The organism is Paraburkholderia sp. MPAMCS5 (assembly GCF_036016995.1).
In the GTDB taxonomy this organism is placed as follows: Bacteria; Pseudomonadota; Gammaproteobacteria; order Burkholderiales; family Burkholderiaceae; genus Paraburkholderia.
Window position 1 is genome coordinate 35,680 of the sequence record NZ_JAYXBK010000020.1, and the last position, 20,644, is coordinate 56,323.

Sequence of the window (20,644 nt, forward strand, 5' to 3'; positions counted from 1 at the left end):
GGCCGCAAATCATTCGACTATCTCGAAGGCGGCATCTCCAGTAGTTCATTGTTCGCCGGCGTTTTTACTTCACGCGGCCAACTTCTCCGCTGCGGCCTCGACCTGTGCGCGCGTCACCGCCAACTCTTCCAGCCACGCATCCGCATACACCGCGCCGGTCTCGCGCTCCAGACGCGCAATCGTTGCCGCGCAACGGTTCGCGTCCTTCGGCGTCGCGATAAACGACTTCACCGATTCGCCCGCCTTGAACGCGTCGAACAGCGGCACGCGAATCTCGTCCGGCAGCGCGCGCGTCGTCCATTGATACGGCTTGCCGTTGAAGGTGAATTGCGGCGGCAGCACACGCTCCTTCTTGGCCGCCGGAATCAGGCCATAGGTACGCGCCGCTTCGCCAATTTGCTCCTGCGAAAAGAGTTCGTCGGGGCTGATGTCGAATTGCTGAATGTAGTTTTCGATGCTTTGCATCGCCGCCGCGCGGTCGTCGCGGCGCTTCTGCGCATGAGCGACGATGTCGCGCAGTTCGTCGGCTTCATCCGGTGTGATCGTGAAGCTCGACTGCTTCTGCTGAAGTTCGGAAAAACGCTGGAATTCGGAATCGGACAGAAGTTTCGCCATTGCTTGTCGATGAGCGCGCACGAATGATGTCATGCGGCGTGGTTTTTTGAGAGGGCCGCCATTCTAAACCATGTGCGCGAGCGGCCCGCTTCACACCCCACTTTGAATCACACCGCTGTCTCGCGAAACATCGAAAGCGCCTCGACCGTGTCGCGCAGCAGCGCGGTCGCCGCTTCGAGCGTCGGCGCGACGTATTCGTCGATACGCCGCAAATACGGGCACGTGAGCGCCGCGATCGCGTGGCCCGACGGTCCCTGAACCGGAAACGTGAGGTCGGTCACGCCGAACGTCTGCTGGCTGTCCTTCTGCGAAAAACCTGCCGCGCGAATCCGCTCGCACACCTGTTCGAGCGCGTCGCGATCAATCGTTACCTCGCCCTTGACCTTGGTGTGCTCGGCAAGCATCTGCGCGCGCTGCTCGATGCTTTGAAACGCGAGCATCACGCGGCCGGACCCGGTGTCGATCAGACCGACTCGCGAACCGAGCCGCACCGACATGCCCCACGTGCCCGGTCCGTCCACTTGTGCGATCACGAGCAGATTGCCGCGGTCGTACACGGCAAGATGACACGATTGCTCGGCAGTATCGGCGAAACGTTGCATGAGCGGCAACGCTTCGGCGATGAGCCGGTTCATCGGCGGATGACGATGCGCGAGCGCATACAACTTCAGACTCAACGAATAACGGTCGCCGCCCTTCGAGCGCACCACGTATTGCCGCGCGACGAGCCGTTCGAGCATCCGGTACATCTCGCTCGCGTTGCGCCCGAGCAGCTTGGTGATTTCGGCGCGCGTCAGTCCTTCTTTCTGCTCGGCGAGCAGTTCGAGGATGTCGAGGCCTTTGTCGAGTGCGGGCGCGCGGTAACGGTCGGCATCGTCTTTGTCTTCTGCGTCCATCGTGAGCGAATTCCGTGAGCTGTTTCTCAATATGTGGCGCTTGAGTGTAAGTGGCGCAGCCGGTCTAGTGCGAGCCGGCGCGTCCAGGGAAAACACGGACGCTCCATGCGGCGCGCATTCCTTGACTTCAAAAAGTCCGTATATGAATAATACGTTCATTGGTGAATGAGCGGACGCCAATACGCGACAAAAGTGCAGAGAAAGCAGAATCGCCATGATTGTGCGCGCCGACAACCACGCAAGGCGAGAAGGCGTGCAAGTACATCGGCGATCACGTGAAGTCGCGCACGGTCGTGCAGACCATGTCGCACCTCGCAAGCGGCGAAGACCAGAACCGATGCAGCGCCCATGCCGTGCTCACGCCACGGCCTCACGGAGAAATCATTTGACCAGCGGCCTCACCATGCCAACCGATCCGCGTCTGATCCTGCTCAGTCCCGCCGACAACTGCCTGATCGCGGCGGCGCGTCTCGACGCGGGCACGCAACTCGACATAGAGGGCGAATGCGTCACGCTCACGCAAACCATCGAACTCGGTCACAAGGTGGCGCGCCACGAACTCGCGAATGGCGAGAAGGTGCTGCGCTACGGCGCGGTGATCGGCCACGTGACGCAGCCGGTGCGGCGCGGCGCGCATCTGCATACGCACAACCTCGAAAGCGATTACCTGCCGACTTACACGCACGACGCGGGTCATCAATTCGTCCATCACTGATTTGCGCACAACGACGCGGCCTCGCGCCGCTCTGGAACGATCATGACTGACACTCCCGTAGCAACTGCCGACACAGAGCTGCCGATGCTGCAAGGCTACCCGCGCGGCGACGGCCGTAAAGGCATCCGCAATGTGGTCGCGGTGGCGTACCTGGTCGAATGTGCGCATCACGTGGCGCGCGAGATCGTCACGCAGTTTCGCGAGCCGCTCGACGCGTTCGGCGACCCCGGCGACCCGGCCGACGGGCGCGAGCCGCCGGTGCACCTGATCGGCTTTCCCGGCTGCTATCCGAACGAATACGCCGAGAAGATGCTGGAGCGGCTCGCCACGCATCCGAACGTCGGCGCGGTGCTGCTCGTCTCGCTGGGATGCGAGAGCATGAACAAGCACTATCTCGCCGATGTCGTGCGCGCAAGCGGCCGGCCCGTCGAAGTGCTGACGATCCAGGAAAAGGGCGGCACGCGCAGCACGATTCAATATGGCGTGGATTGGGTTCGCGGCGCGCGCGAGCAATTGGCCGCGCAACAGAAAGTGCCGATGGCGCTGAGCGAGCTGGTGATCGGCACGATTTGCGGCGGCTCGGACGGCACGAGCGGCATCACGGCGAATCCGGCGGTGGGCCGCGCCTTCGATCATCTGATCGACGCGGGCGCGACCTGCCTCTTCGAGGAAACCGGCGAACTCGTGGGCTGCGAGTTTCACATGAAGACGCGCGCGGCGCGGCCGGAACTCGGCGATGCGATTGTCGAGTGCGTTGCGAAGGCTGCTCGCTATTACTCGATTCTCGGCCACGGCAGTTTTGCGGTCGGCAATGCGGACGGCGGCCTCACCACGCAAGAAGAAAAATCGCTAGGCGCCTACGCGAAAAGCGGCGCGTCGCCCATTGCGGGCATCATCAAGCCGGGCGATATTCCGCCGGCCGGCGGTCTGTATCTGCTCGATGTCGTGCCCGACGGCGAACCGCGTTTCGGCTTTCCGAACATTAGCGACAACGCGGAAATCGGCGAGCTGATTGCGTGCGGCGCGCATGTGATTCTGTTCACGACCGGACGCGGTTCCGTGGTCGGCTCGGCGATCTCGCCGGTCATCAAGGTGTGCGCGAATCCGGCCACGTATCGCAATCTCGCCGGCGACATGGACGTGGACGCGGGCCGCATTCTCGAAGGCCGCGGCACGCTCGACGAAGTGGGCCGCGAAGTATTCGAACAAACGTTGGCCGTGTCGCAAGGCACGGCGTCGAAGTCCGAGATGTTGGGTCATCAGGAATTCATTCTGACGTACAAGAGCTTCGAGCCGGTCGGGCCCGCGTGCCTGCCGTCGCGCGCCGCGCCGCCGCTGCGCGCGATGGCGGTCGAGCCGCACTGAGCGCCGGTTTGCGATGTGATAGAAAGATTGTCCGACAGCAGTGACTGGCAGGAGACGCGTCAATGACCGCAACGAACGGTTCGAAGATCCGGCAGCGCCGCCGCATTGGCCGCGGCGCGGGCCGCGATTCGCTGGAAGTCACCGGGCTGAGCCTCGGCACGGCGCCGCTCGGCGGCCTGTATCGCGATCTGTCCGACGAAGAAGCGCATGCCACCGTCGCCGCCGCATGGGACGCGGGCGTCCGCTATTTCGACACCGCGCCGCACTACGGCAACACCAAAGCGGAGCATCGTCTGGGCGATGCACTGCGCCGCTATCCGCGCGGCGAGTATGTGCTGTCGACCAAAGTGGGCCGCCGTTTCGTGCCGCGCACCACGCCCTTCGAGGACAAGGAAGGCTGGCAAAACCCGCTGCCCTTCGAGGCGATTTACGACTACACGCACGACGGCATTCTGCGTTCGTTCGAAGACAGCCAGCAGCGCCTCGGTATCGTCGAGATCGACATTCTGCTGGTTCACGACATTGGCCGCGTGACGCACGGCGAGAACAATCCTCACTACTGGCGGCAACTGACCGAAGGCGGCGGCTTTCGCGCGCTGGACGATCTGCGCTCGGCGGGCGCAATCAAGGCCGTGGGGCTCGGCGTCAACGAAGGCGCGGTCATCCTCGACGCGATGGCCGAGTTCGATATCGATTGCGCGTTGCTTGCAGGCCGTTATACGCTCCTCGAACAGACGACTCTCGACGACCTCCTGCCGGCATGCGTGCAGCGCGGCGTCAGCATCCTGTTGGGCGGCGCGTTCAACTCGGGCATCCTGGCGCGCGGCGTCGAAGGCGATCTGAAATTTAACTACGGCGAGGCGCCGCGCGAAGTCATCGAGCGCGTTGCGCGGCTGGAGGCGGTGTGCCGCGATTACGGCGTGCCGCTCGCCGCCGCCGCCTTGCAGTTTCCGTATGCGCATCCGGCGGTCGCCACCGTGCTGACCGGCGCGCGCAGTGTCGACGAATTGTGCGAGAACGCCGCGTCGTTCGAGCAGCCTATCCCCGCGGGCTTGTGGTCCGCGTTGCGCGAGAAGGGTTTGCTCGACAGCCGCGCGCCCGCGCCTGAGGACTGATCTGAAGATGCATATCGATGCTCACCAGCATTACTGGGACCCCGCTCGCGGCGATTACGAATGGCTCACGCCGGAGCTCAAGATTCTGTACCGGCCATTCGGCCCAGCGGATCTGAAACCTCTGCGGGATAAAGCGGGCATCGAGAAAACGGTCGTCGTGCAGGCGGCGCCGACCATCGACGAAACGCGTTATCTGCTGAACGTCGCGCGCGATGAGCCGTCTGTCGCGGGCCTGGTCGGCTGGGTGCCGCTGCTCTTGCCCACGGCGCCGGCATTGATCCGCGCGCTCGCGCAGGAGCCGAAGTTCAAAGGCGTGCGGCCGATGCTGCAAGACCTGCCCGACGACACGTGGATCGCGAATCCGGACCTCGCGCCGGCAGTCGAGGCGCTGGTCGCGCACGACCTCGCATTCGACGCGCTGATCTACGCGCGGCACGTCGAGCACATGGAAACGTTCGCGCGGCGTTTTCCCGCGCTGCGCATCGTGATCGACCACGGCGCGAAGCCGCCGATTCGCTACGGTCAGGCGGGCTGGCGGAGCTGGGCCGAGGCGATCGCGCGGCTGGCGAGATTGCCGGGCGTGCATTGCAAGCTGTCGGGTCTCGCGACCGAAGCCTCGTCTGGCTGGACGGAGGAGACGTTGCGGCCTTACGTCGAGCATCTGCTGAACACGTTCGGTCCCGCGCGGCTGATGTGGGGTAGCGACTGGCCGGTGCTCGAACTGAACGGCGATTATCTGCTGTGGCATTCGGTGGCGAACACGCTGCTTGCGTCGCTCACCGACGCGGAGCGCGAAGCGGTTTTCGGCGGCAATGCCGCCACGTTTTATCGGCTGTGACGTGATAGAGACAAATAAGCCCATTCAACTGGAGTCGTAGATGACACAAAGACTGGCCGGCAAGACAGCATTGATTACCGCGGCGGGGCAGGGCATCGGCCTCGCGACCGCCGAACTGTTCGCACGCGAAGGCGCGCGCGTGATCGCCACCGACATTCGCATCGACGGCCTCGCAGACAAGCCGGTCGAGGCGCGCAAGCTCGACGTGCGCGACAATGCCGCGATCAAGGCGCTCGCCGAGGAACTCGGCCCGATCGACGTGCTGTTCAACTGCGCGGGCTTTGTGCATGCGGGCTCGATTCTGGAATGCAGCGAGGAAGATTGGGATTTCGCGTTCGACCTGAACGCGAAGGCGATGTACCGGATGATCCGCGCGTTCCTGCCGGCGATGCTCGCGCGCGGCGGCGGCTCGATCATCAATATGTCGTCGGCGGCGTCGAGCGTGAAGGGCGTGCCGAACCGCTTCGCGTACAGCGCGTCGAAGGCGGCGGTGATCGGGCTGACCAAGTCGGTGGCCGCGGATTTCGTCGCGCGTGGTGTACGCTGTAACGCGATCTGTCCGGGCACGGTGTCGTCGCCGTCGCTCGAAGAGCGGATCGTCGCTCAGGCCGCGGCGCAAGGCGCGACGCTCGAAACCGTGCAGGCGGCGTTTGTCGCGCGTCAGCCGATGGGCCGCATCGGCAAGCCGGAGGAGATTGCCGCGCTCGCCCTGTATCTCGCATCCGACGAATCGTCGTTCACCACCGGTTGCGCGCATGTGATCGACGGCGGCTGGTCGAATTGACCGATGCAAGCGCGCACGCGCATTGAGAAAAGAACCGAACACTGACACCCAGAGGAAAGTGCAACGATGAAACTGCTTCGTTATGGGCCGAAAGGCCAGGAAAAGCCGGGCCTGCTCGACGCGCAAGGCAAGATTCGCGACCTGTCCGGCGTGCTTGCCGATATCGACGGCGCCGCGCTCACCGATCAAGGTCTCGCCAAACTGCGCGCGCTCGATCCGGCAACGCTGCCGGTCGTCGAAGGCAATCCGCGCATGGGCCCGTGCGTCAGCAAAATCGGCAAGTTCATCTGCATCGGCCTGAACTACGCGGATCACGCGGCCGAGTCGAATTTGCCCGTGCCCGCCGAGCCGGTGATCTTCAACAAGTGGACGAGCGCGATTTCCGGTCCTGACGACGGCATCGAAATCCCGCGCGGCTCGAAAAAAACCGACTGGGAAGTCGAGCTTGGCGTAGTGATTGGCAAGCCGGCCAAGTATGTCGACGAGGCGAACGCGCTGGATTACGTGGCCGGCTATTGCGTGATCAACGACGTGTCGGAGCGCGAATGGCAGATCGAGCGCGGCGGCACGTGGGACAAAGGCAAGGGCTTCGACACTTTCGGCCCGATCGGCCCGTGGATGGTCACGCGCGACGAAGTCGCCGATCCGCAGAACCTGAGCCTTTGGCTCGAAGTGGACGGCCATCGCTACCAGAACGGCAGCACGAAGACCATGGTGTTCGGCGTCGCCAAGCTGGTTTCGTATGTGTCGCAGTGCATGAGCCTGCAACCGGGCGACGTCATTTCCACCGGCACGCCGCCGGGCGTCGGCATGGGCGTGAAGCCGAATCCGGTTTATCTGAAGCCGGGTCAGACGGTGCGCCTCGGAATCGAAGGTCTCGGCGAGCAAACGCAAAAGACCTACGCGGCGGAGTGAGCCGCCGCGAACCGGCGCGCAGCGTGCATGCCTGGGCGCTAGCTCGCCGGTTCATGGTCGCCGTTTTCGCCAATCCGGTTGACGGTGCCCTGCGCAACCGCAACGAGTTTCTCGCGGTTGCCTTCCATCACGTAGATGTTGCATTGGCAGGTCGCCTGATGGCGGCCCGCATACACTACTTGCGCCCGCGCGATCAGCGTGCCGTTCACCGCGGGCCGCAGATAGTTGATCTTGTACTCCCCCGTCACGACCTTCGGCCCGAGCGACAAGGCGCCGGCAAAGGTCAGCGCATTGTCCGCGAGATAACTGATCACGCCGCCATGCACGAAGCCGTGCTGCTCCCGAAGCTCATCGCGGATCGGCAGGCTCAGCGTCAGTTCATTGGTGTCGGTGTGCATCAGATCCGCGCCTAACAGCACGCTGAACGGCTGGGCGTGCAGTGCGCCGCGCGCCCGGTCGAGTAGGTCGGTCATCGCAATTCCTTGAGGAAGCCCCGCGGTGGCATCGCGCACCGAGAAGTGCGCGCGTCAGTCCCTACCCACTCTAGGAAGCGCCTACGCACGCCGTCAAGGTGAATCGGAAGCGTCTGCAATGCATTGTTGTGCGAAACGACGAGAATCACGACGTTGGCTGACGTAAATGCTGTGTAAGACGATCTTTGACATCTTTGACCTTAAGCAAAGTTCGACGCTGCCGTTAACCCTGACGTAGCTTCCGTCATTTTTTGCCTTCAGGTGTTCACGATGTTCAGCAAAATCAAGGTCGCATCCGGCCTGCTGTGTGTTCTGGCAGCGTTTTGTATTTTCCAGCTTGTCACAATGGGTCTCGGTTTTTTGTCGTTGACCCGCACCCATGACGATGTGGGCAACCTTTCCAATATTGCGCTCAAGCAGGTGAATGCCGTCAACGAAACGACGCAGCATCTGATGGACGCGCGCATCAACCTGTCGCGCGCCGGCACGCGGATGGTGCGCGGCGGCTCGGAGCCGACGGACATCGTCCAGCACGCGCGCGAACAGATCGCGGCCGCCGAGCAGTCGTTCAACGCCTTCATGAGCGCGCCGAAGACCAACGACGAAAACGGTGCCCGCGCGGCAGCGCTCGCTGAGCGCTACAAGAAGCTGCACGACGCGCTCGCCGAACTCGCGCAATTTCTCGACGCCAACAACATTCAGGCGTTCATGGACCAGCCGACGCAGTCGTTCCAGGACGCCTATCTGACCGAACAGCGCAACTTCACGCAGTTCGGCAGCGCAGCGAGCCGCGCGTCGCTCGATTCGATCGATACGCGCATGGACACGTTCCGCGCCGTCAGCATCGCGATTCTGCTGCTGGTGGTGGGCGGCACGTTCGCGGTCTATACGGCATTGCGCCGCGGCGTGGTCGCGCCGCTGGAGGAAGCCGGCCGTCACTTCGACCGCATCGCGCAAGGTCGTCTCGATCAGCCGATCGCCGCGCACGGGACCAACGAAATCGGCCGCTTGTTCTCGGGCCTCGCGAAAATGCAGGCGAGCGTCGCGCGCACCGTGCAGACCGTGCGCGAATCCGCCGATTCGATTCACATTGGCGCCGATGAAATTGCCACCGGCAACGCGGATCTTTCCGCGCGCACGGAGAATCAGGCGGCATCGCTCGAAGAAACTGCGTCGAGCATGGAAGAATTGACGGCCACCGTCCGTCAGAACGCCGATCACGCCCGCGAAGCGAACGCGCTCGCCGAAACCGCGCTCGAAGCGACGTCGCGCGGCAGCGAAGTGGTCGACAAGGTGGTGGACAAGATGCGCGGCATTGCGCAAAGCTCGGACAAGATCGCCGAGATTATTTCCGTGATCGACGGCATCGCGTTCCAGACCAATATTCTCGCGCTCAACGCGGCCGTCGAGGCGGCGCGTGCCGGCGAGCAGGGCCGCGGCTTCGCGGTGGTGGCCGGCGAGGTGCGCGGGCTTGCCCAGCGCAGCGCGCAATCGGCGAAGGAAATCAAGACGCTGATCAGCGAGTCGGTCGCCGAAATTCAGGGCGGCTCCGCGCTGGTCGAGCGCGCCGGCGAAGCGATGAGCAACGTGTCCGCGTCAATCTCGCGCGTCACGCAGATGATGGCGGAGATCAGCGCGTCGTCGCTCGAACAGAGCACGGGCATTGAGCAGGTAAATCAGGCGGTCGTGCAAATGGACGAGATGACGCAGCAGAACGCGGCGCTCGTCGAGCAGGCGGCGGCAGCGGCAGGCTCGCTGCATCAACAGACGCAGCAGTTGAAGCAGGCGGTTTCCGTGTTCGAAATTTCGGAAGCTGTGTTGCGCACACAACACATTGACGCGATGCCGGCAGAAATGGGTCAATTCGCGTTGTCGGGAATGCGCGTGATTTAAATCATTCGCGCACAAAAAGCGGGCAACCGTGAAAAGAAAAATGGCCCGCAAAAGCGGGCCATTTTTGTATTAGACGCAAGCGCCTATGCGTGCCTCACAGTACCGTGGGTACTTAGGCCGGCGTGATGTTTGCAGCTTGCTTGCCCTTCGGGCCTTGCTTGACTTCGAACGACACCTTCTGGTTTTCCTGCAGGGACTTGAAGCCGCTGCCTTGAACTTCCGAAAAGTGTGCGAACAGGTCTTCGCCGCCGTCGTCCGGCGTAATGAAGCCAAAGCCCTTTGCATCGTTAAACCACTTCACAGTACCTGTTGCCATTTTTGATCCAGTAAATGTTGTGCATTGCATTCGCGACCGCTATATCTCAACCTTGAGATCGAGCGCGAAGTACGAGTTGTATCACGTCTTTATGATGGACGCCAATCAACCCGTATTCGGGTATTCCCCGGCTTCGGCCTTTTTAGGGCGTCGAGGGCACGAAAAAAGACGCACCTGCGGCTAGGGTAAACCGCTTTTATTACGGTTCCAGGAAAAGTCTTCATACATTATTCACGGGAACAACACAGGGCGTTCATGAGCCGTTTGTTCCTCTATCTCGCGGCATTGGTGCTTAAATTGCCTCGGCGAGCTGGCTGATCCGCTCGGCCGAATGATCCGAATGATCGTGCGGATCGCATTGCGCGTCAGGCCGGCAACGCCTCAAAAGCGGTGGCGAGATGGTAAGGCGTAGTGGACGGCATGTCCGCGCGCGCCACCTCGCCCGCCGAAGTCTTGCACTCGAACCAGCCTTGCGAACGCAGGAAACGCTGCTGAAACAATTCCATTTGCCGTGGCAGCGCCGCGCGCACGGCTGGGTCGTCGTGGCTGGCGAGCGCGCGCAGATATTCCGTTTGTGCCCAGATGCGCTGCGTGGACTCCTTGATCCGGCCTTCTTCGTCGAGCGAGGCGCACACGCCGCCCGTTTCCCGATCGACGCCGTGGCATTGCGCGAAGCTGAACGCGCGCGGCATGGCTTGCGCGAGACCCGAGCCTTCGAACACCGCGCCTCCTTGCTTGACCAGCCAGAACCACTCGAACTGATGACCCGGTTCCAGGCGATTGTCCGGCGTGCCGATCGGCAATTCGGCGATGCAGCCCGAAGGCGCATGCACGAAGTGGCGCGCGACCGCGCCGGCGAGGCGCTGTAGCGCGGCTTCGAAAGCGGTGTCGCGCGTGGCATCGCGGGCGGCGAGCCACGCTTCGGTCAGATGCATCAATGGGTTTTGCACCGGCGTGCCGCTCACCGTTGAGAAGTCGGCGGTGAGCGCGGCGTTGAAAAGATGGTCTTCGGCGGCGAAGCGGGACTGAATCAGCGCCGACGTGCGATGCACGATATCCAGCGCGTCACGATTGCCGGAACGCCGGCCATATTCCGCGCAGGCGAACAACACGAACGCGTGCGTGTACAGGTCTTTGGTCGTGTCGAGCGGCGCGCCGTGGCCGTCCACGCTGTAAAACCAGCCGCCGTGCCGTGTGTCCTGAAAAGTGTGCGTGAGCGACTCGAACAGAACCTGCGCGTGGGTTGCATCGCCAGCTTGAGAGAACACGAAGAGCTGGCGCGCGCAGGCCATGGCCCGATAGCGCTGCGCCGGCGCCGGACGATGATCTTCCGCGCTGAGCGCCTCGTGCGGCAGCTTGAGCGCTGCGTTGAAACCCGGGCCGCGCCACATGGGCAGGATGACGCCGTTGAAGTGATCGCGCAGCGCGGCAGCGGACGCGATCGATGAGGCGGCGGTAGGGTTCGTGCTCGGCATGGTCAGGTTGGTCAAACGCGGTATTTCAATCAAGGTGCCCGCGCAAGCGGGCCAGTTCTGCCGATGATGCAACTGGCGACGCAGAGCCGGCAGCCAGCCGCCGCAGGGCAGCAGCGTGCGGGCTAGCATAAAGCAAACGGGCGTCGGCGGGCGCCCAGGAAGGATGCGGAAAAAGCTTCAAATAATTTCAAGAAGGATTGACAGGACGAAGGCAGGGAAAAACGATGCTAGGAACCTCGAAGTTATCTCCAGTCTGATGTTGGCCGCGGTGCCCGGCGGCGTGATCGGCTTCGGGCCGCGCGCGCGTCAATGGCCGGTACAAGGGATGCCCGGCAAGACGATGTGTCGCCGTGAAGCCGTGAACTTTGGCGCGGAAAATCGTCGGCGAATGGCTTCGGCGGCGGTGAGCGCCATGCGACAATGCGGTCTCGAAAAATTCCAATGGCATTGACGAGCGGTGCCGGCGCCTGTTTCCCGGCGACGACCGTTTTTTCTCTATGGCAGATTCCGCAGTATCCACGCAGTCCCGGCCCGGGCGTGCCGCTTCGAAGAAGCGGCGCCAGGCCACCGTCTCGACCGAAACCGAAAAAAAGCTGGCGCGCGCCGCGCGCTCGGCACAACGCCTCGCGCAACTGAGCGACGCCTCGCGCGACGACAGCACGCTCGACCTGTTCCCCGACGATCCCACCCGCGCCACGCTGGAAGCGATGAACGTCGACATCCGGCAAGGCACGCTGCATGGCTTTGAACTGCCCAATGTGGTGCTGGCGGCCGTAGGCGCGCTCGATGCCGCCGACGTCGCGTCGCCGGACGCGAAAGCGGCGCGTCGCGCGCCCCGCGCAGCCAGGGCGGACGAGCCGCTCGGGGTTAACGCCCAATTGAGCGGGCTGGAGATGGAGCCGTCGGTGGTGTGTGCCGCAGAGACGGGATCGGACGAGGCGGCGTCGAAGGCGGCCATTGGCAGTGAGGAAAAAGCGGCCGCTTCGCCGCTTACGCCCGCGCTCGCGGCGGCGACGGTGATGCGCAGTGTGACGGCGTTGCGCCAGGCCGCCGAGCGCGGAACGTCAACCACGGCGGATGCGGCGGCCTCGGGCAAGTTTGCCGCGGCGACCCGGCGCAGTGAAAAGTCGCCGCAGCGTTCGGCTTCGAGTTCGACTTCGACATTGGCTCCCATGTCCGCGCTGGAAAATGAGACGGCGGTTGCCGTCGCCGAAGCTGGCGCAACCAGCACGGGCAGCGAAGCCATTTCGCTGGATTTGGTGTCGGCATCGGAAATTGAAACGGAAACGGAAGCAGCACCGGCATCAGCACCGGCATCGGCGGAGAAAGCCGAACCGGCAGGCATCCAACCCATCTCCGCGCCGTCCCGAACCAGCTTCGCCGCACCTCGGCACGACACGCCGCGCGCCGAGGCCGCAGGCGCTTCGCGCGCCACGCCGGAACTCGACCGCGCGCGCGCGACCGCCTTCGCCGATACCGTCGACGCGCTATACGGCGTGATCGCCGACCAGCGCCGCGCGGCGACCGACCATTCGCGCCGCATGAAATGGATGCTGTCGATCGTGGTCGGCGCGCTGCTGATGACCGTCGCGATCGGCATCACGCAAACCGTGTTGCTGATGCGCCTCACGCATGAAACCACCGCCCAGCAGCACCGCGTCGAACAGATGATGCAAAACCAGCAGGCCGCGATGGCTAGCCTGCTCGACACCCAGATGGCGATGGCCAATGCCGCCGCCGCGCCGGTAGCCACGCCCGCGCTCGCCGCACCTCAGCAAACCGGCGCGACGCCGGCATCCGCGAACGGCAAACGCGCCGTCCGCGCGCAACACGCGCACAAGCCGAAAACGGCGAATTCCTATTGATAATCCGCGAGTGGTCCAGAAGCGCGCCGCATCGCCGGCGCGTATGCGGTGCTGTGCGCGGCAGAAAAACGGGGACGTTGTCGTGTTGCAACGCAATATCAACGTCCACGCACGGTGTCAAGGCGGGATTCCAAAAAAATGCTGCAACGCACTAGATTTCGCCTAGGGAAAACCCTATAATTCTTCTTAAGGGAAAACCCTAGCAAATGCAGTAACCAACCGGGAGTCGCCATGAGCTTCATTTTTGCATTGTTCCAAAAGGTCAGCGACCTCTTTGCGTCGCCCCATCTGCCGCTGGATACGGACTACTCGTACGCAGCGCGAGCCCGCGAAGCAGAGCGTGTGCGCAAGGCACAAGCTACGTTGTTCGGCGTCAAGCTGGGCGACTAACAACAAGTCATACCGGCTGGCGCACGGTCATCGCGCCAGGCACCGCCCGTCGAGTGCGCTGCGTCATTTCAAGCCACTGCCCGCCCAGCGCGTGCCGTGGCTTTTGTTTTATCCGAAGTTTTATCCGAAATCGCTTTCATGTCGGTTCAACGGCGCCGCCGCCGCTCCCGAATATTTCCCGGCCGAAATGGATGTAACCGCAGCCGCGCCTCAGCCGGTTTCTCCCGTTCAGCAGTTTTCCCTGAAAGCCGCTACGAGCGGGGGTTTCGAGGGAAATCGAGGTCCGGCCATCCGACCCTTTCTATGAAATGCGCGCTTACAAGTCCTCACGTTTTCGATCGGGTCGCGTCGCTAAAGTGGGTTTCAAGCGCACGGCGTCCTGTGCGGGCCAGAACAGAGTTCGCGGCTTGCTGACACGGCGCCGGCTCGATTCACACTTTGACGGGAGAGAACCATGAAAACCTTCAACAAGACTTCGCGTTCGATCATTGCGGCTCTGCTGGCCGGCGGCGCCATGCTGGCTGCCGGCGGCGCGTCCGCTCAGGAGCGCGTGATCGTCGATCACGGCCCGGGTCCGGCCGCCTACGGTCAGCCGCACATGACGCCGGTCGGCGTGTCGATCGACATCGGCTGGCACGGCGACCGTTATTACGACGGCCACCGCTACTGGGCTCATGACGAGTGGATGCGCCATCATCCGCACGACTACGACCCGCACCACCGTGACCACGGCGACCACGACGGCCATCGTCCGCCGCCCTCGCGCTACTAACAGGCGCATGACCGCGCCGCTTGGCGCGGCGTGAAATCGGCAAAGCCGGCTCTTTCTTGCGAAAGGCCGGCTTTGTCGCATTGGGAATGGCAAAGCCGCGCGCTGCGCTATGCTTGACGGCTTTCATCGACGGCAGCAGGAGAGTGGCGTGAGCAAGGCAGTGACAGGTGTGGTGGGCACGGGACTGATGGGCGTCGGGATCGCGACGCAAAGCGCATTGCACGGACACCGGACGGTCGTCCATGACGTCGACGCCGCGCGTCTTGCGAGCGTCGCGCCGAAAGCGGAGGCGGTGCTCGACGAATTGATCGACGCCGGCCGCATCGATCTCGCGGCCAAACAGGCGGCGCTGGCGCGCATCGAGACACATGCCGAACTGGAGGTGATGGCGTCGGCGGATTTCGTGATCGAAGCAATTCCCGAAGTGCTCGAGCTGAAGCATCGTCTGTACGAAAAATTGACCGCGCTGCTTGCCGCCGACGCGATTCTCGCGAGCAACACCAGCAGTTTCCCGCCGGATCGGCTGGTCGCGCCGTTGCGTGCCAAAGAGCGCTTTGTGATCGCCCATTTCTGGAATCCGCCGCACATGATTCCGCTTGTCGAAGTCGTGCCCGGAACGGCGACCGCGCCCGAAGTGACGGCGAAAACCGCCGACCTGATGCGCGCCATCGGCATGGAGCCTGTCGTTCTGACGAAGGCGATCCCCGGCTTTGTCGGGAACCGCCTGCAGTTCGCGGTGCTGCGCGAGGCGCTGAATATCGTGCGCTCGGGCGCGGCGACGCCCGATGTGGTGGATCGCGTGATGAAGGCGTCGCTGGGACGCCGCTGGGGAATCGTCGGTCCGCTGGAAGGCGCGGACATGGGCGGGCTGGATACTTTCCTCGACATTTCCACCCATCTGATGCCCGAACTCGCCAAAGACGAAGACGTGCTCGATCTGCTGCGCGAGCAGGTCGAGGCCGGGCGCGTCGGCGTGCGCAGCGGCGCGGGCTTTTACGATTGGGACGACGCGCACCTCGCGCGAGTGAAGGAAGGGCGCAAGCGGGTGATCGCGCGGAAGTGATGCGGATGGCGGCGACGGCATTCCCAGGCCCCCACGATCGTCGAGCCGGACCAGACGGTCCGAGCTTGCTCCGCAGCGCCCCGCGCGACTCTGCGGTATAAATACCGCTCGCCTTTTTCTACGCCTCGCGCCCATGTCCCACTACTTTTACGATCCGGCCGCCGGCCACAATCTTCCGCATGATCCGTTCAAAGCCATCGTCGCGCCCCGGCTGATCGGCTGGATTTCGTCGCGCGACACCGACGGCACGCTGAACCTCGCGCCCTACAGTTTTTTCGGCGCGTTCGCGAGCTTTCCGCCGATCATCGGCTTTTGCAGCGAAGGCCGCAAAGACAGCGTCGCCAACATCGAGGCGACCGGCGAGTTCGTCTGGAATCTGGCCACGAAACCGCTCGCCGAGCAGATGAACCGCTCGTCGGCGTCCGTGCCGCCGCACGTCGACGAATTCGAACTCGCCGGGCTCACGCCGGCGCCCGGACGTAACGTGCAGGTGCCGCACGTGGCCGAAGCACCCGCCGCGCTCGAATGCAAGTTGCTACAAGTGGTGCGTCTGCACGATCTGGATGGCAAGCCGATGAACAACTACCTGTCGCTCGGCCAGGTGGTCGGCGTGCACATCGACGAGGCGTACCTGAAGGACGGTCTGTTCGACACGCACGCCGCGCAGCCGATCATGCGCGCGGGCTATCGCGCGGATTACGCCGAAATCGGCGCGATGTTCCAGATGTTCCGGCCGACCGCATAAGCCATCGAAAGCGCATGGCGTCCCCGGCAAATCACCGGCGATGCCACGCGGCTCCCCGCGGCTCAATTTCGCCCGCTTCCCAGCTTGAACACGCTGACCGCCTGCGCAAGCCGCGCGGCGTGATCGCGCGGCTTGGCTGCGGTCTTGTCCGCTTCGCCGATCTGCGTGACGGCGAGATTCACCTGTTCGATGCCGCCCGCTTGCGCTAGAAATCGCCAGCCGGGTTTTCAGCGCCTCGCCTGCCAGGTGCGCAGCAGCAGCGCGTTCGTGACCACGCTGACGCTGGAGAACGCCATCGCCGCGCCGGCCAGCATTGGGTTCAGCAGGCCGAAAGCGGCGAGCGGAATGCCGATCAGGTTATAGACGAAGGCCCAGAACAGGTTCTGCTGGATCTTGCGCCATGTCCTGCGCGAAATGTCGATGGCGTCGGCCACGAGCGCCGGGTCGCCGCGCATCAGCGTGATGCCGGCCGCTTGCATGGCGACGTCGGTGCCGGTCGCCATCGCGATGCCGATGTCGGCGGCGGCTAGCGCGGGCGCGTCGTTGATGCCGTCGCCCGCCATCGCCACGATGCCCGCGCTGCGGATTTTCAGGTCGCGGATCACGCGGGCCTTGTCGTCGGGCAGCACTTCCGCATGGAATTCGTCGATGCCGAGCGCCTTCGCGACGCTCGCCGCGCTGCCGTGGTTGTCGCCCGTCACCAGCACGCTTTTCACGCCCATGCGGGCAAGCCGCTCGACGACCGCGCGCGCCGTGGGCTTGACGGTGTCGCCGAAGGCGATCAGCGCGAGCGCGGCGGGCGCTTGCGGATCGCGCCGCATCAGCCAGGACACGGTGTTGCCCGCAGATTCGAGTTCGCGAGCGCGCGCCCTGGTTTGCGGCGCTAGCTCGATGCCGAGTTCCTGAAGCCAGCGCGTGCTGCCGAGCGCCAGCGTGCGGCCATCGACGTCCGCTTCGACGCCGCGTCCGGCCACCGCCCGCGCGGCGCTCGCAGCCGGCGCTTGCGCTGCCGCCGCCGCGTCTTGCGCCGCAGCCGGCACAAGCGCCGACGCCGCCACCGCCGCCTCATGCGCTTTGACCACGGCCCGCGCGAGCGGATGATCGCTGTGGCGCTGCACGGCGGCGGCCAGCGCGAGCGCCTCGTCGCGGTTCATCCCGTCCACCGGTTCGAAGGCCGTCACCGACGGTTGGCCGACCGTCAGCGTGCCGGTTTTGTCGAAGGCCACCACATTGACCCGATGCGCGGTTTCGAGCGCCTCGGCGTCTTTAATCAGCACGCCGTGCCGCGCCGCGACGCCCGTTCCCGCCATGATCGCCGCCGGCGTCGCGAGTCCGAGCGCGCACGGGCAGGCGATCACCAGCACGGCGACCGCGTTCAGAATCGCCGTTTCGCCGCCCGAACCGGCGATCAGCCAGCCGATCAGCGTGAGCGCGGCAATCGCCAGAATGGCCGGCACGAAGATCGCGCTGACGCGGTCGACGAGCCGCTGAATCGGCGCCTTCTCGGCCTGCGCGCTCTCGACGAGGCGAATGATCCGCGCAAGCGTCGTTTCCGCGCCGATCGCCGTGGTCGTCACGGCAAGCGCGCCTTCGCCGTTGATGGAGCCGGCGGTCACGGCGTCGCCCGTCTGCCTGGCGACCGGCAGGCTTTCGCCGGTAATCAGCGATTCGTCGATATGCGTGCGGCCTTCCAGCACCGAGCCATCCACCGGCACGCGCTCGCCGGGACGCACGATCACCACCGCGCCGACTTTCACCTGCGCGAGCGGCACGTCGCGCTCGCTTGCGCCGACGCGAATGCGCGCCCGCTCGGGCCGCAGCGCCTGGAGCGCGCGGATCGCATCGGTGGTCTGACGCTTGGCGCGCGCTTCGAGCCATTTGCCAAAGCGCACGAGCGTAATGACGACCGCCGACGCCTCGAAGTACAGATGCATGGCGTCGCCCGGATGACTCGCCAGTTCATACACGCTGATGCCGTACGCCGCCGACGTGCCGAGCGCCACCAGCAAGTCCATGTTCCCCGCGCCGGCGCGCACGGCCCGATAAGCCGCGCGATAGAAGCGCGCGCCGAACACGAATTGCACGATCGACGCAAGGCCGAACTGCGGCCACGGCGGCAGCATCGCCTGCACGCCGAACCATTCGCCGATCATCGGTGCGATCAGCGGCAGCGTCAGCAGCGCGCACACGAGCACGGCCGCCAGTTCGCGGCGCGTCTCGCTGCGTTTGCGGTCGGCGGCGGTTGCGGCGCTGTGGGCGGACGCGGCGCCGATGGGCGCATCGGCTGATTCGGGCGCGGCATCCGGCGGCGCGATCAACGCGGCTTCGTAGCCGGCCTTTTTGACGGCGGCGATCAGCGCGTCCGGGCCGGTTGCCGCGTCCGTCAGATTGACGCTTGCGGTTTCGGTCGCCAGATTCACCGACGCGCCCGCGACGCCCGGCACTTTCGCCAGCGCCTTTTCGACGCGCATCGCGCACGAGGCGCAGGTCATCCCGCCGATGTCGAGTTCAGCGGTGTGAGGCGGGTTGACGCTTGCCGCAGGCGTGGCGGTGGCGAGTTCGGTCATGGTAAGAAAGGCTCGTGACGGCATGGGGCCGCATAGTGAAACCCAGTATTCACCTTCCCATGATGGGAAGGTCAAGTCATGGTGCGAATCATGCCGCGAACGCGCGCGATGTGTTTGGGATCAAGCGCTATTCGCGCCTTTGCGCTTGCCTCGCTAGCGCGGATACGATACAACGCGAAGTTATCGCCGATACGACTGCGGACTGGCTGCGCCGGGCTTGGAGCCGGCGCGGGCACGGTTGCGCTTGCCGGCGTCTTCCTTTGCACTGCACGTTCCGCCCACTGAACGAATGATAAAAAATCGCCGAGCACTGTTTTCGAGTTATTGGACCTGCGCATCGTTCGCAGGCCTTGCATTGCTGTCTGGTTGTGCGTCGACACCCACCGCGACGCAAAAATCCACAGGCTGGATCAAGGACGAAGTCGCCGATTCCTATGTGTTCGGCTATCCGCTCGTGCTGATGGGCGTCGCGCGCGACGCGGCGGTCGGCACCGAGCCCGGTCAGGCTCCGCTCAATACGCTGCGCCATGCGCAGGCGCTGCCGCCCATCGGCGCGGCCAATCCGAGGCAGCCGAGCCTCGATACGCTCGATTCGACCGGCTGGCTCGATGTCGCCAGCGAGCCGGTGATCGTCGCGCTGCCCGATTCGCATGGCCGCTACGTCGACGCCCGCGTGCTCGACATGTGGACCAACGTCGTCTGGTCGACGAGCGATCAGTTCCCGACCCGCGCGGCCGGTATCAAGGCGCAGGCCATTGCGTTTGTCGGGCCGGGCTGGAAGGGCGACTTGCCGAAGAACGTGAAGCGCGTCGATGTGCCGACCCGCAATGCGTGGGTGAGTGTGCGCATCCAGTCGAACGGCACGCGCGATCTGTCGGCGGTTCGCAAGCTGCAGCGCGCGATTCGCGTCGCGCCGCTCTCCGTCTATACCGGCGAAGCGCGTTCCGCGGCGAGCGAGCCGTCGCGCAGCAACGCCGACGCGAGTGCTCCCGCGGGCGCATCGGGCACGCCCGCCGCGCAAGTCGCCGCGCTCGACGCGAACGGTTTTTTCAGCCGCCTCGCGCAGTCGCTGGCCGACAATCCGCCGGAACCCGCCGATCCGCATGCGCTGAAAATCCTCGCCGATCTCGGCGTGAAGCCGGGCGAAGCGGTGAAGCTGCCTGTCGGCTCCGACGCGATCGCCGCGGGTCTCGCCGACGGTCACGACCGCGTCGTCACGCCGCCGACCAATCTGCTGATGGGCAATGGCTGGAGCTGGTTCGGCGACGGCGTCGGCAACTACGGGCCCGACTACGCGTTGCGCGCTTACGCCGCCTACGCTCAACCCGGCATCGGCACGAAAGACGACGAAGTGCGCGCGGTTGTCACGCAGGACAGCGACGGTCACGTGCTCAACGGCGCGAACCGTTACGTGATTCACTTCGCGCCGAACCAGTTGCCGCCGGTGCGTGGTTTCTGGTCGATCACCGCTTACACGAAAGACGGCGCGCTCGGCGAAAGCGCGCCGGCACGACTGGCGGTCGGCGATCGAAACGGCGCGCGCCGCAACCGCGACGGTTCGCTCGACGTGACGGTGTCGTCCACGCGCGGCCGCAGCGGCAACTGGCTACCCGCGCCGCGCGCCGATATGCAACTGGTGCTGCGCTTGTACGCGCCGAAACCGCAAGCCGCCGACGGCACGTGGCAACCGCCGGCCGTCGTGCGTCAGTGATTTTCACCAGTGATTCGCACAATTAATCGACGCGCGTAATCCGCGCGATTCGAAGCCCGACGAGCGCGTATCCGTCACGTCATTCAGATGAACGACGGACGCGCGTCCCGCCTACGCGGGCAATTGTGTAA

Annotated in this window: 21 protein-coding genes; 15 read left to right on the forward strand and 6 right to left on the reverse strand. The window is 64.5% G+C overall.

Annotated features, from left to right (window positions below; genetic code table 11):
- Positions 1-69: 69 nt before the first annotated feature.
- Complete coding sequence (locus VOM14_RS28475) at positions 70-615, reverse strand: hypothetical protein (RefSeq protein ID WP_327632057.1); 546 nt, start codon at positions 613-615, stop codon at positions 70-72.
- A 107-nt stretch (positions 616-722) separates the two neighbouring features.
- A complete protein-coding gene (locus tag VOM14_RS28480) occupies positions 723-1,511 on the reverse strand; it encodes an IclR family transcriptional regulator (RefSeq protein WP_327632058.1) in 789 nt (262 codons plus the stop codon).
- 218 nt (positions 1,512-1,729) lie between these two features.
- On the opposite strand from VOM14_RS28480, the gene VOM14_RS28485 reads away from it, so the two are divergent.
- The 7 genes from VOM14_RS28485 to VOM14_RS28515 all read left to right on the forward strand — a co-directional run bounded on the left by VOM14_RS28485 (position 1,730) and on the right by VOM14_RS28515 (position 7,243).
- The gene (locus tag VOM14_RS28485) at positions 1,730-1,900 is read left to right on the forward strand and encodes a hypothetical protein (protein WP_327632059.1); all 171 of its coding nucleotides are present in this window, start codon (positions 1,730-1,732) and stop codon (positions 1,898-1,900) included.
- Positions 1,901-1,914: 14 nt separating this feature from the next.
- Positions 1,915-2,226: a UxaA family hydrolase gene (locus VOM14_RS28490; RefSeq protein WP_327632104.1), complete on the forward strand. Its 312-nt coding sequence runs from the start codon at positions 1,915-1,917 to the stop codon at positions 2,224-2,226.
- 42 nt (positions 2,227-2,268) lie between these two features.
- The gene (locus tag VOM14_RS28495) at positions 2,269-3,591 is read left to right on the forward strand and encodes a UxaA family hydrolase (protein ID WP_327632060.1); all 1,323 of its coding nucleotides are present in this window, start codon (positions 2,269-2,271) and stop codon (positions 3,589-3,591) included.
- A 62-nt stretch (positions 3,592-3,653) separates the two neighbouring features.
- Positions 3,654-4,706: an aldo/keto reductase gene (locus tag VOM14_RS28500; protein WP_327632061.1), complete on the forward strand. Its 1,053-nt coding sequence runs from the start codon at positions 3,654-3,656 to the stop codon at positions 4,704-4,706.
- A gap of 7 nt (positions 4,707-4,713) precedes the next feature.
- Positions 4,714-5,544 carry an amidohydrolase family protein gene (locus VOM14_RS28505; RefSeq protein ID WP_327632062.1) on the forward strand — a complete coding sequence of 277 codons (831 nt, stop codon included), beginning with the start codon at positions 4,714-4,716 and terminating at the stop codon, positions 5,542-5,544.
- 40 nt (positions 5,545-5,584) lie between these two features.
- Positions 5,585-6,328, forward strand: coding sequence for an SDR family oxidoreductase (locus tag VOM14_RS28510; protein ID WP_327632063.1), 744 nt, complete (start codon positions 5,585-5,587; stop codon positions 6,326-6,328).
- Between the two features lie 66 nt (positions 6,329-6,394).
- On the forward strand, positions 6,395-7,243 hold the full coding sequence (locus VOM14_RS28515; protein ID WP_327632064.1) for an ureidoglycolate lyase: 849 nt from the start codon (positions 6,395-6,397) through the stop codon (positions 7,241-7,243).
- 38 nt (positions 7,244-7,281) lie between these two features.
- Here the strand turns inward: VOM14_RS28515 and VOM14_RS28520 are convergent, their stop codons facing one another.
- Complete coding sequence (locus VOM14_RS28520; RefSeq protein ID WP_327632065.1) at positions 7,282-7,716, reverse strand: PaaI family thioesterase; 435 nt, start codon at positions 7,714-7,716, stop codon at positions 7,282-7,284.
- 270 nt (positions 7,717-7,986) lie between these two features.
- Between VOM14_RS28520 and VOM14_RS28525 the strand changes: the two genes are divergently transcribed.
- Positions 7,987-9,609 carry a methyl-accepting chemotaxis protein gene (locus VOM14_RS28525; protein WP_327632066.1) on the forward strand — a complete coding sequence of 541 codons (1,623 nt, stop codon included), beginning with the start codon at positions 7,987-7,989 and terminating at the stop codon, positions 9,607-9,609.
- A gap of 112 nt (positions 9,610-9,721) precedes the next feature.
- Here the strand turns inward: VOM14_RS28525 and VOM14_RS28530 are convergent, their stop codons facing one another.
- A complete protein-coding gene (locus VOM14_RS28530) occupies positions 9,722-9,925 on the reverse strand; it encodes a cold-shock protein (protein ID WP_006047528.1) in 204 nt (67 codons plus the stop codon).
- A gap of 365 nt (positions 9,926-10,290) precedes the next feature.
- Positions 10,291-11,400, reverse strand: a complete 1,110-nt coding sequence (locus VOM14_RS28535; protein ID WP_327632105.1) for an AGE family epimerase/isomerase — start codon at positions 11,398-11,400, stop codon at positions 10,291-10,293.
- Between the two features lie 163 nt (positions 11,401-11,563).
- On the opposite strand from VOM14_RS28535, the gene VOM14_RS28540 reads away from it, so the two are divergent.
- The 6 genes from VOM14_RS28540 to VOM14_RS28565 all read left to right on the forward strand — a co-directional run bounded on the left by VOM14_RS28540 (position 11,564) and on the right by VOM14_RS28565 (position 16,235).
- Positions 11,564-11,851, forward strand: coding sequence for a hypothetical protein (locus tag VOM14_RS28540; protein ID WP_327632067.1), 288 nt, complete (start codon positions 11,564-11,566; stop codon positions 11,849-11,851).
- A gap of 46 nt (positions 11,852-11,897) precedes the next feature.
- Positions 11,898-13,265, forward strand: coding sequence for a hypothetical protein (locus tag VOM14_RS28545; RefSeq protein WP_327632068.1), 1,368 nt, complete (start codon positions 11,898-11,900; stop codon positions 13,263-13,265).
- A 231-nt stretch (positions 13,266-13,496) separates the two neighbouring features.
- Positions 13,497-13,655, forward strand: a complete 159-nt coding sequence (locus VOM14_RS28550; protein ID WP_327632069.1) for a hypothetical protein — start codon at positions 13,497-13,499, stop codon at positions 13,653-13,655.
- A 454-nt stretch (positions 13,656-14,109) separates the two neighbouring features.
- Positions 14,110-14,427, forward strand: coding sequence for a hypothetical protein (locus VOM14_RS28555; RefSeq protein ID WP_327632070.1), 318 nt, complete (start codon positions 14,110-14,112; stop codon positions 14,425-14,427).
- 109 nt (positions 14,428-14,536) lie between these two features.
- Positions 14,537-15,490: a 3-hydroxyacyl-CoA dehydrogenase family protein gene (locus tag VOM14_RS28560; RefSeq protein WP_327632071.1), complete on the forward strand. Its 954-nt coding sequence runs from the start codon at positions 14,537-14,539 to the stop codon at positions 15,488-15,490.
- 133 nt (positions 15,491-15,623) lie between these two features.
- Positions 15,624-16,235, forward strand: a complete 612-nt coding sequence (locus tag VOM14_RS28565) for a flavin reductase family protein (protein ID WP_327632072.1) — start codon at positions 15,624-15,626, stop codon at positions 16,233-16,235.
- 227 nt (positions 16,236-16,462) lie between these two features.
- Here the strand turns inward: VOM14_RS28565 and VOM14_RS28570 are convergent, their stop codons facing one another.
- Positions 16,463-18,826 carry a heavy metal translocating P-type ATPase gene (locus VOM14_RS28570; RefSeq protein WP_442955596.1) on the reverse strand — a complete coding sequence of 788 codons (2,364 nt, stop codon included), beginning with the start codon at positions 18,824-18,826 and terminating at the stop codon, positions 16,463-16,465.
- Positions 18,827-19,091: 265 nt separating this feature from the next.
- Between VOM14_RS28570 and VOM14_RS28575 the strand changes: the two genes are divergently transcribed.
- Entirely contained in the window at positions 19,092-20,513 is a 1,422-nt protein-coding gene (locus VOM14_RS28575) for a DUF1254 domain-containing protein (protein WP_327632074.1), read from the forward strand.
- The last annotated feature ends 131 nt before the right edge of the window (positions 20,514-20,644 follow it).

Excerpts from the sequence above, each read along its gene's own strand:
- VOM14_RS28475 (WP_327632057.1), bottom strand. The coding sequence starts at position 615 with ATGGCGAAACTTCTGTCCGATTCCGAATTCCAGCGTTTTTCCGAACTT.
- VOM14_RS28480 (WP_327632058.1), bottom strand. The coding sequence starts at position 1,511 with ATGGACGCAGAAGACAAAGACGATGCCGACCGTTACCGCGCGCCCGCA.
- VOM14_RS28490 (WP_327632104.1), top strand. The coding sequence starts at position 1,915 with ATGCCAACCGATCCGCGTCTGATCCTGCTCAGTCCCGCCGACAACTGC.
- VOM14_RS28495 (WP_327632060.1), top strand. The coding sequence starts at position 2,269 with ATGACTGACACTCCCGTAGCAACTGCCGACACAGAGCTGCCGATGCTG.
- VOM14_RS28500 (WP_327632061.1), top strand. The coding sequence starts at position 3,654 with ATGACCGCAACGAACGGTTCGAAGATCCGGCAGCGCCGCCGCATTGGC.
- VOM14_RS28505 (WP_327632062.1), top strand. The coding sequence starts at position 4,714 with ATGCATATCGATGCTCACCAGCATTACTGGGACCCCGCTCGCGGCGAT.
- VOM14_RS28510 (WP_327632063.1), top strand. The coding sequence starts at position 5,585 with ATGACACAAAGACTGGCCGGCAAGACAGCATTGATTACCGCGGCGGGG.
- VOM14_RS28515 (WP_327632064.1), top strand. The coding sequence starts at position 6,395 with ATGAAACTGCTTCGTTATGGGCCGAAAGGCCAGGAAAAGCCGGGCCTG.
- VOM14_RS28520 (WP_327632065.1), bottom strand. The coding sequence starts at position 7,716 with ATGACCGACCTACTCGACCGGGCGCGCGGCGCACTGCACGCCCAGCCG.
- VOM14_RS28525 (WP_327632066.1), top strand. The coding sequence starts at position 7,987 with ATGTTCAGCAAAATCAAGGTCGCATCCGGCCTGCTGTGTGTTCTGGCA.
- VOM14_RS28530 (WP_006047528.1), bottom strand. The coding sequence starts at position 9,925 with ATGGCAACAGGTACTGTGAAGTGGTTTAACGATGCAAAGGGCTTTGGC.
- VOM14_RS28535 (WP_327632105.1), bottom strand. The coding sequence starts at position 11,400 with ATGCCGAGCACGAACCCTACCGCCGCCTCATCGATCGCGTCCGCTGCC.
- VOM14_RS28540 (WP_327632067.1), top strand. The coding sequence starts at position 11,564 with ATGCGGAAAAAGCTTCAAATAATTTCAAGAAGGATTGACAGGACGAAG.
- VOM14_RS28545 (WP_327632068.1), top strand. The coding sequence starts at position 11,898 with ATGGCAGATTCCGCAGTATCCACGCAGTCCCGGCCCGGGCGTGCCGCT.
- VOM14_RS28550 (WP_327632069.1), top strand. The coding sequence starts at position 13,497 with ATGAGCTTCATTTTTGCATTGTTCCAAAAGGTCAGCGACCTCTTTGCG.
- VOM14_RS28555 (WP_327632070.1), top strand. The coding sequence starts at position 14,110 with ATGAAAACCTTCAACAAGACTTCGCGTTCGATCATTGCGGCTCTGCTG.
- VOM14_RS28560 (WP_327632071.1), top strand. The coding sequence starts at position 14,537 with ATGCTTGACGGCTTTCATCGACGGCAGCAGGAGAGTGGCGTGAGCAAG.
- VOM14_RS28565 (WP_327632072.1), top strand. The coding sequence starts at position 15,624 with ATGTCCCACTACTTTTACGATCCGGCCGCCGGCCACAATCTTCCGCAT.
- VOM14_RS28570 (WP_442955596.1), bottom strand. The coding sequence starts at position 18,826 with ATGCCGTCACGAGCCTTTCTTACCATGACCGAACTCGCCACCGCCACG.
- VOM14_RS28575 (WP_327632074.1), top strand. The coding sequence starts at position 19,092 with ATGATAAAAAATCGCCGAGCACTGTTTTCGAGTTATTGGACCTGCGCA.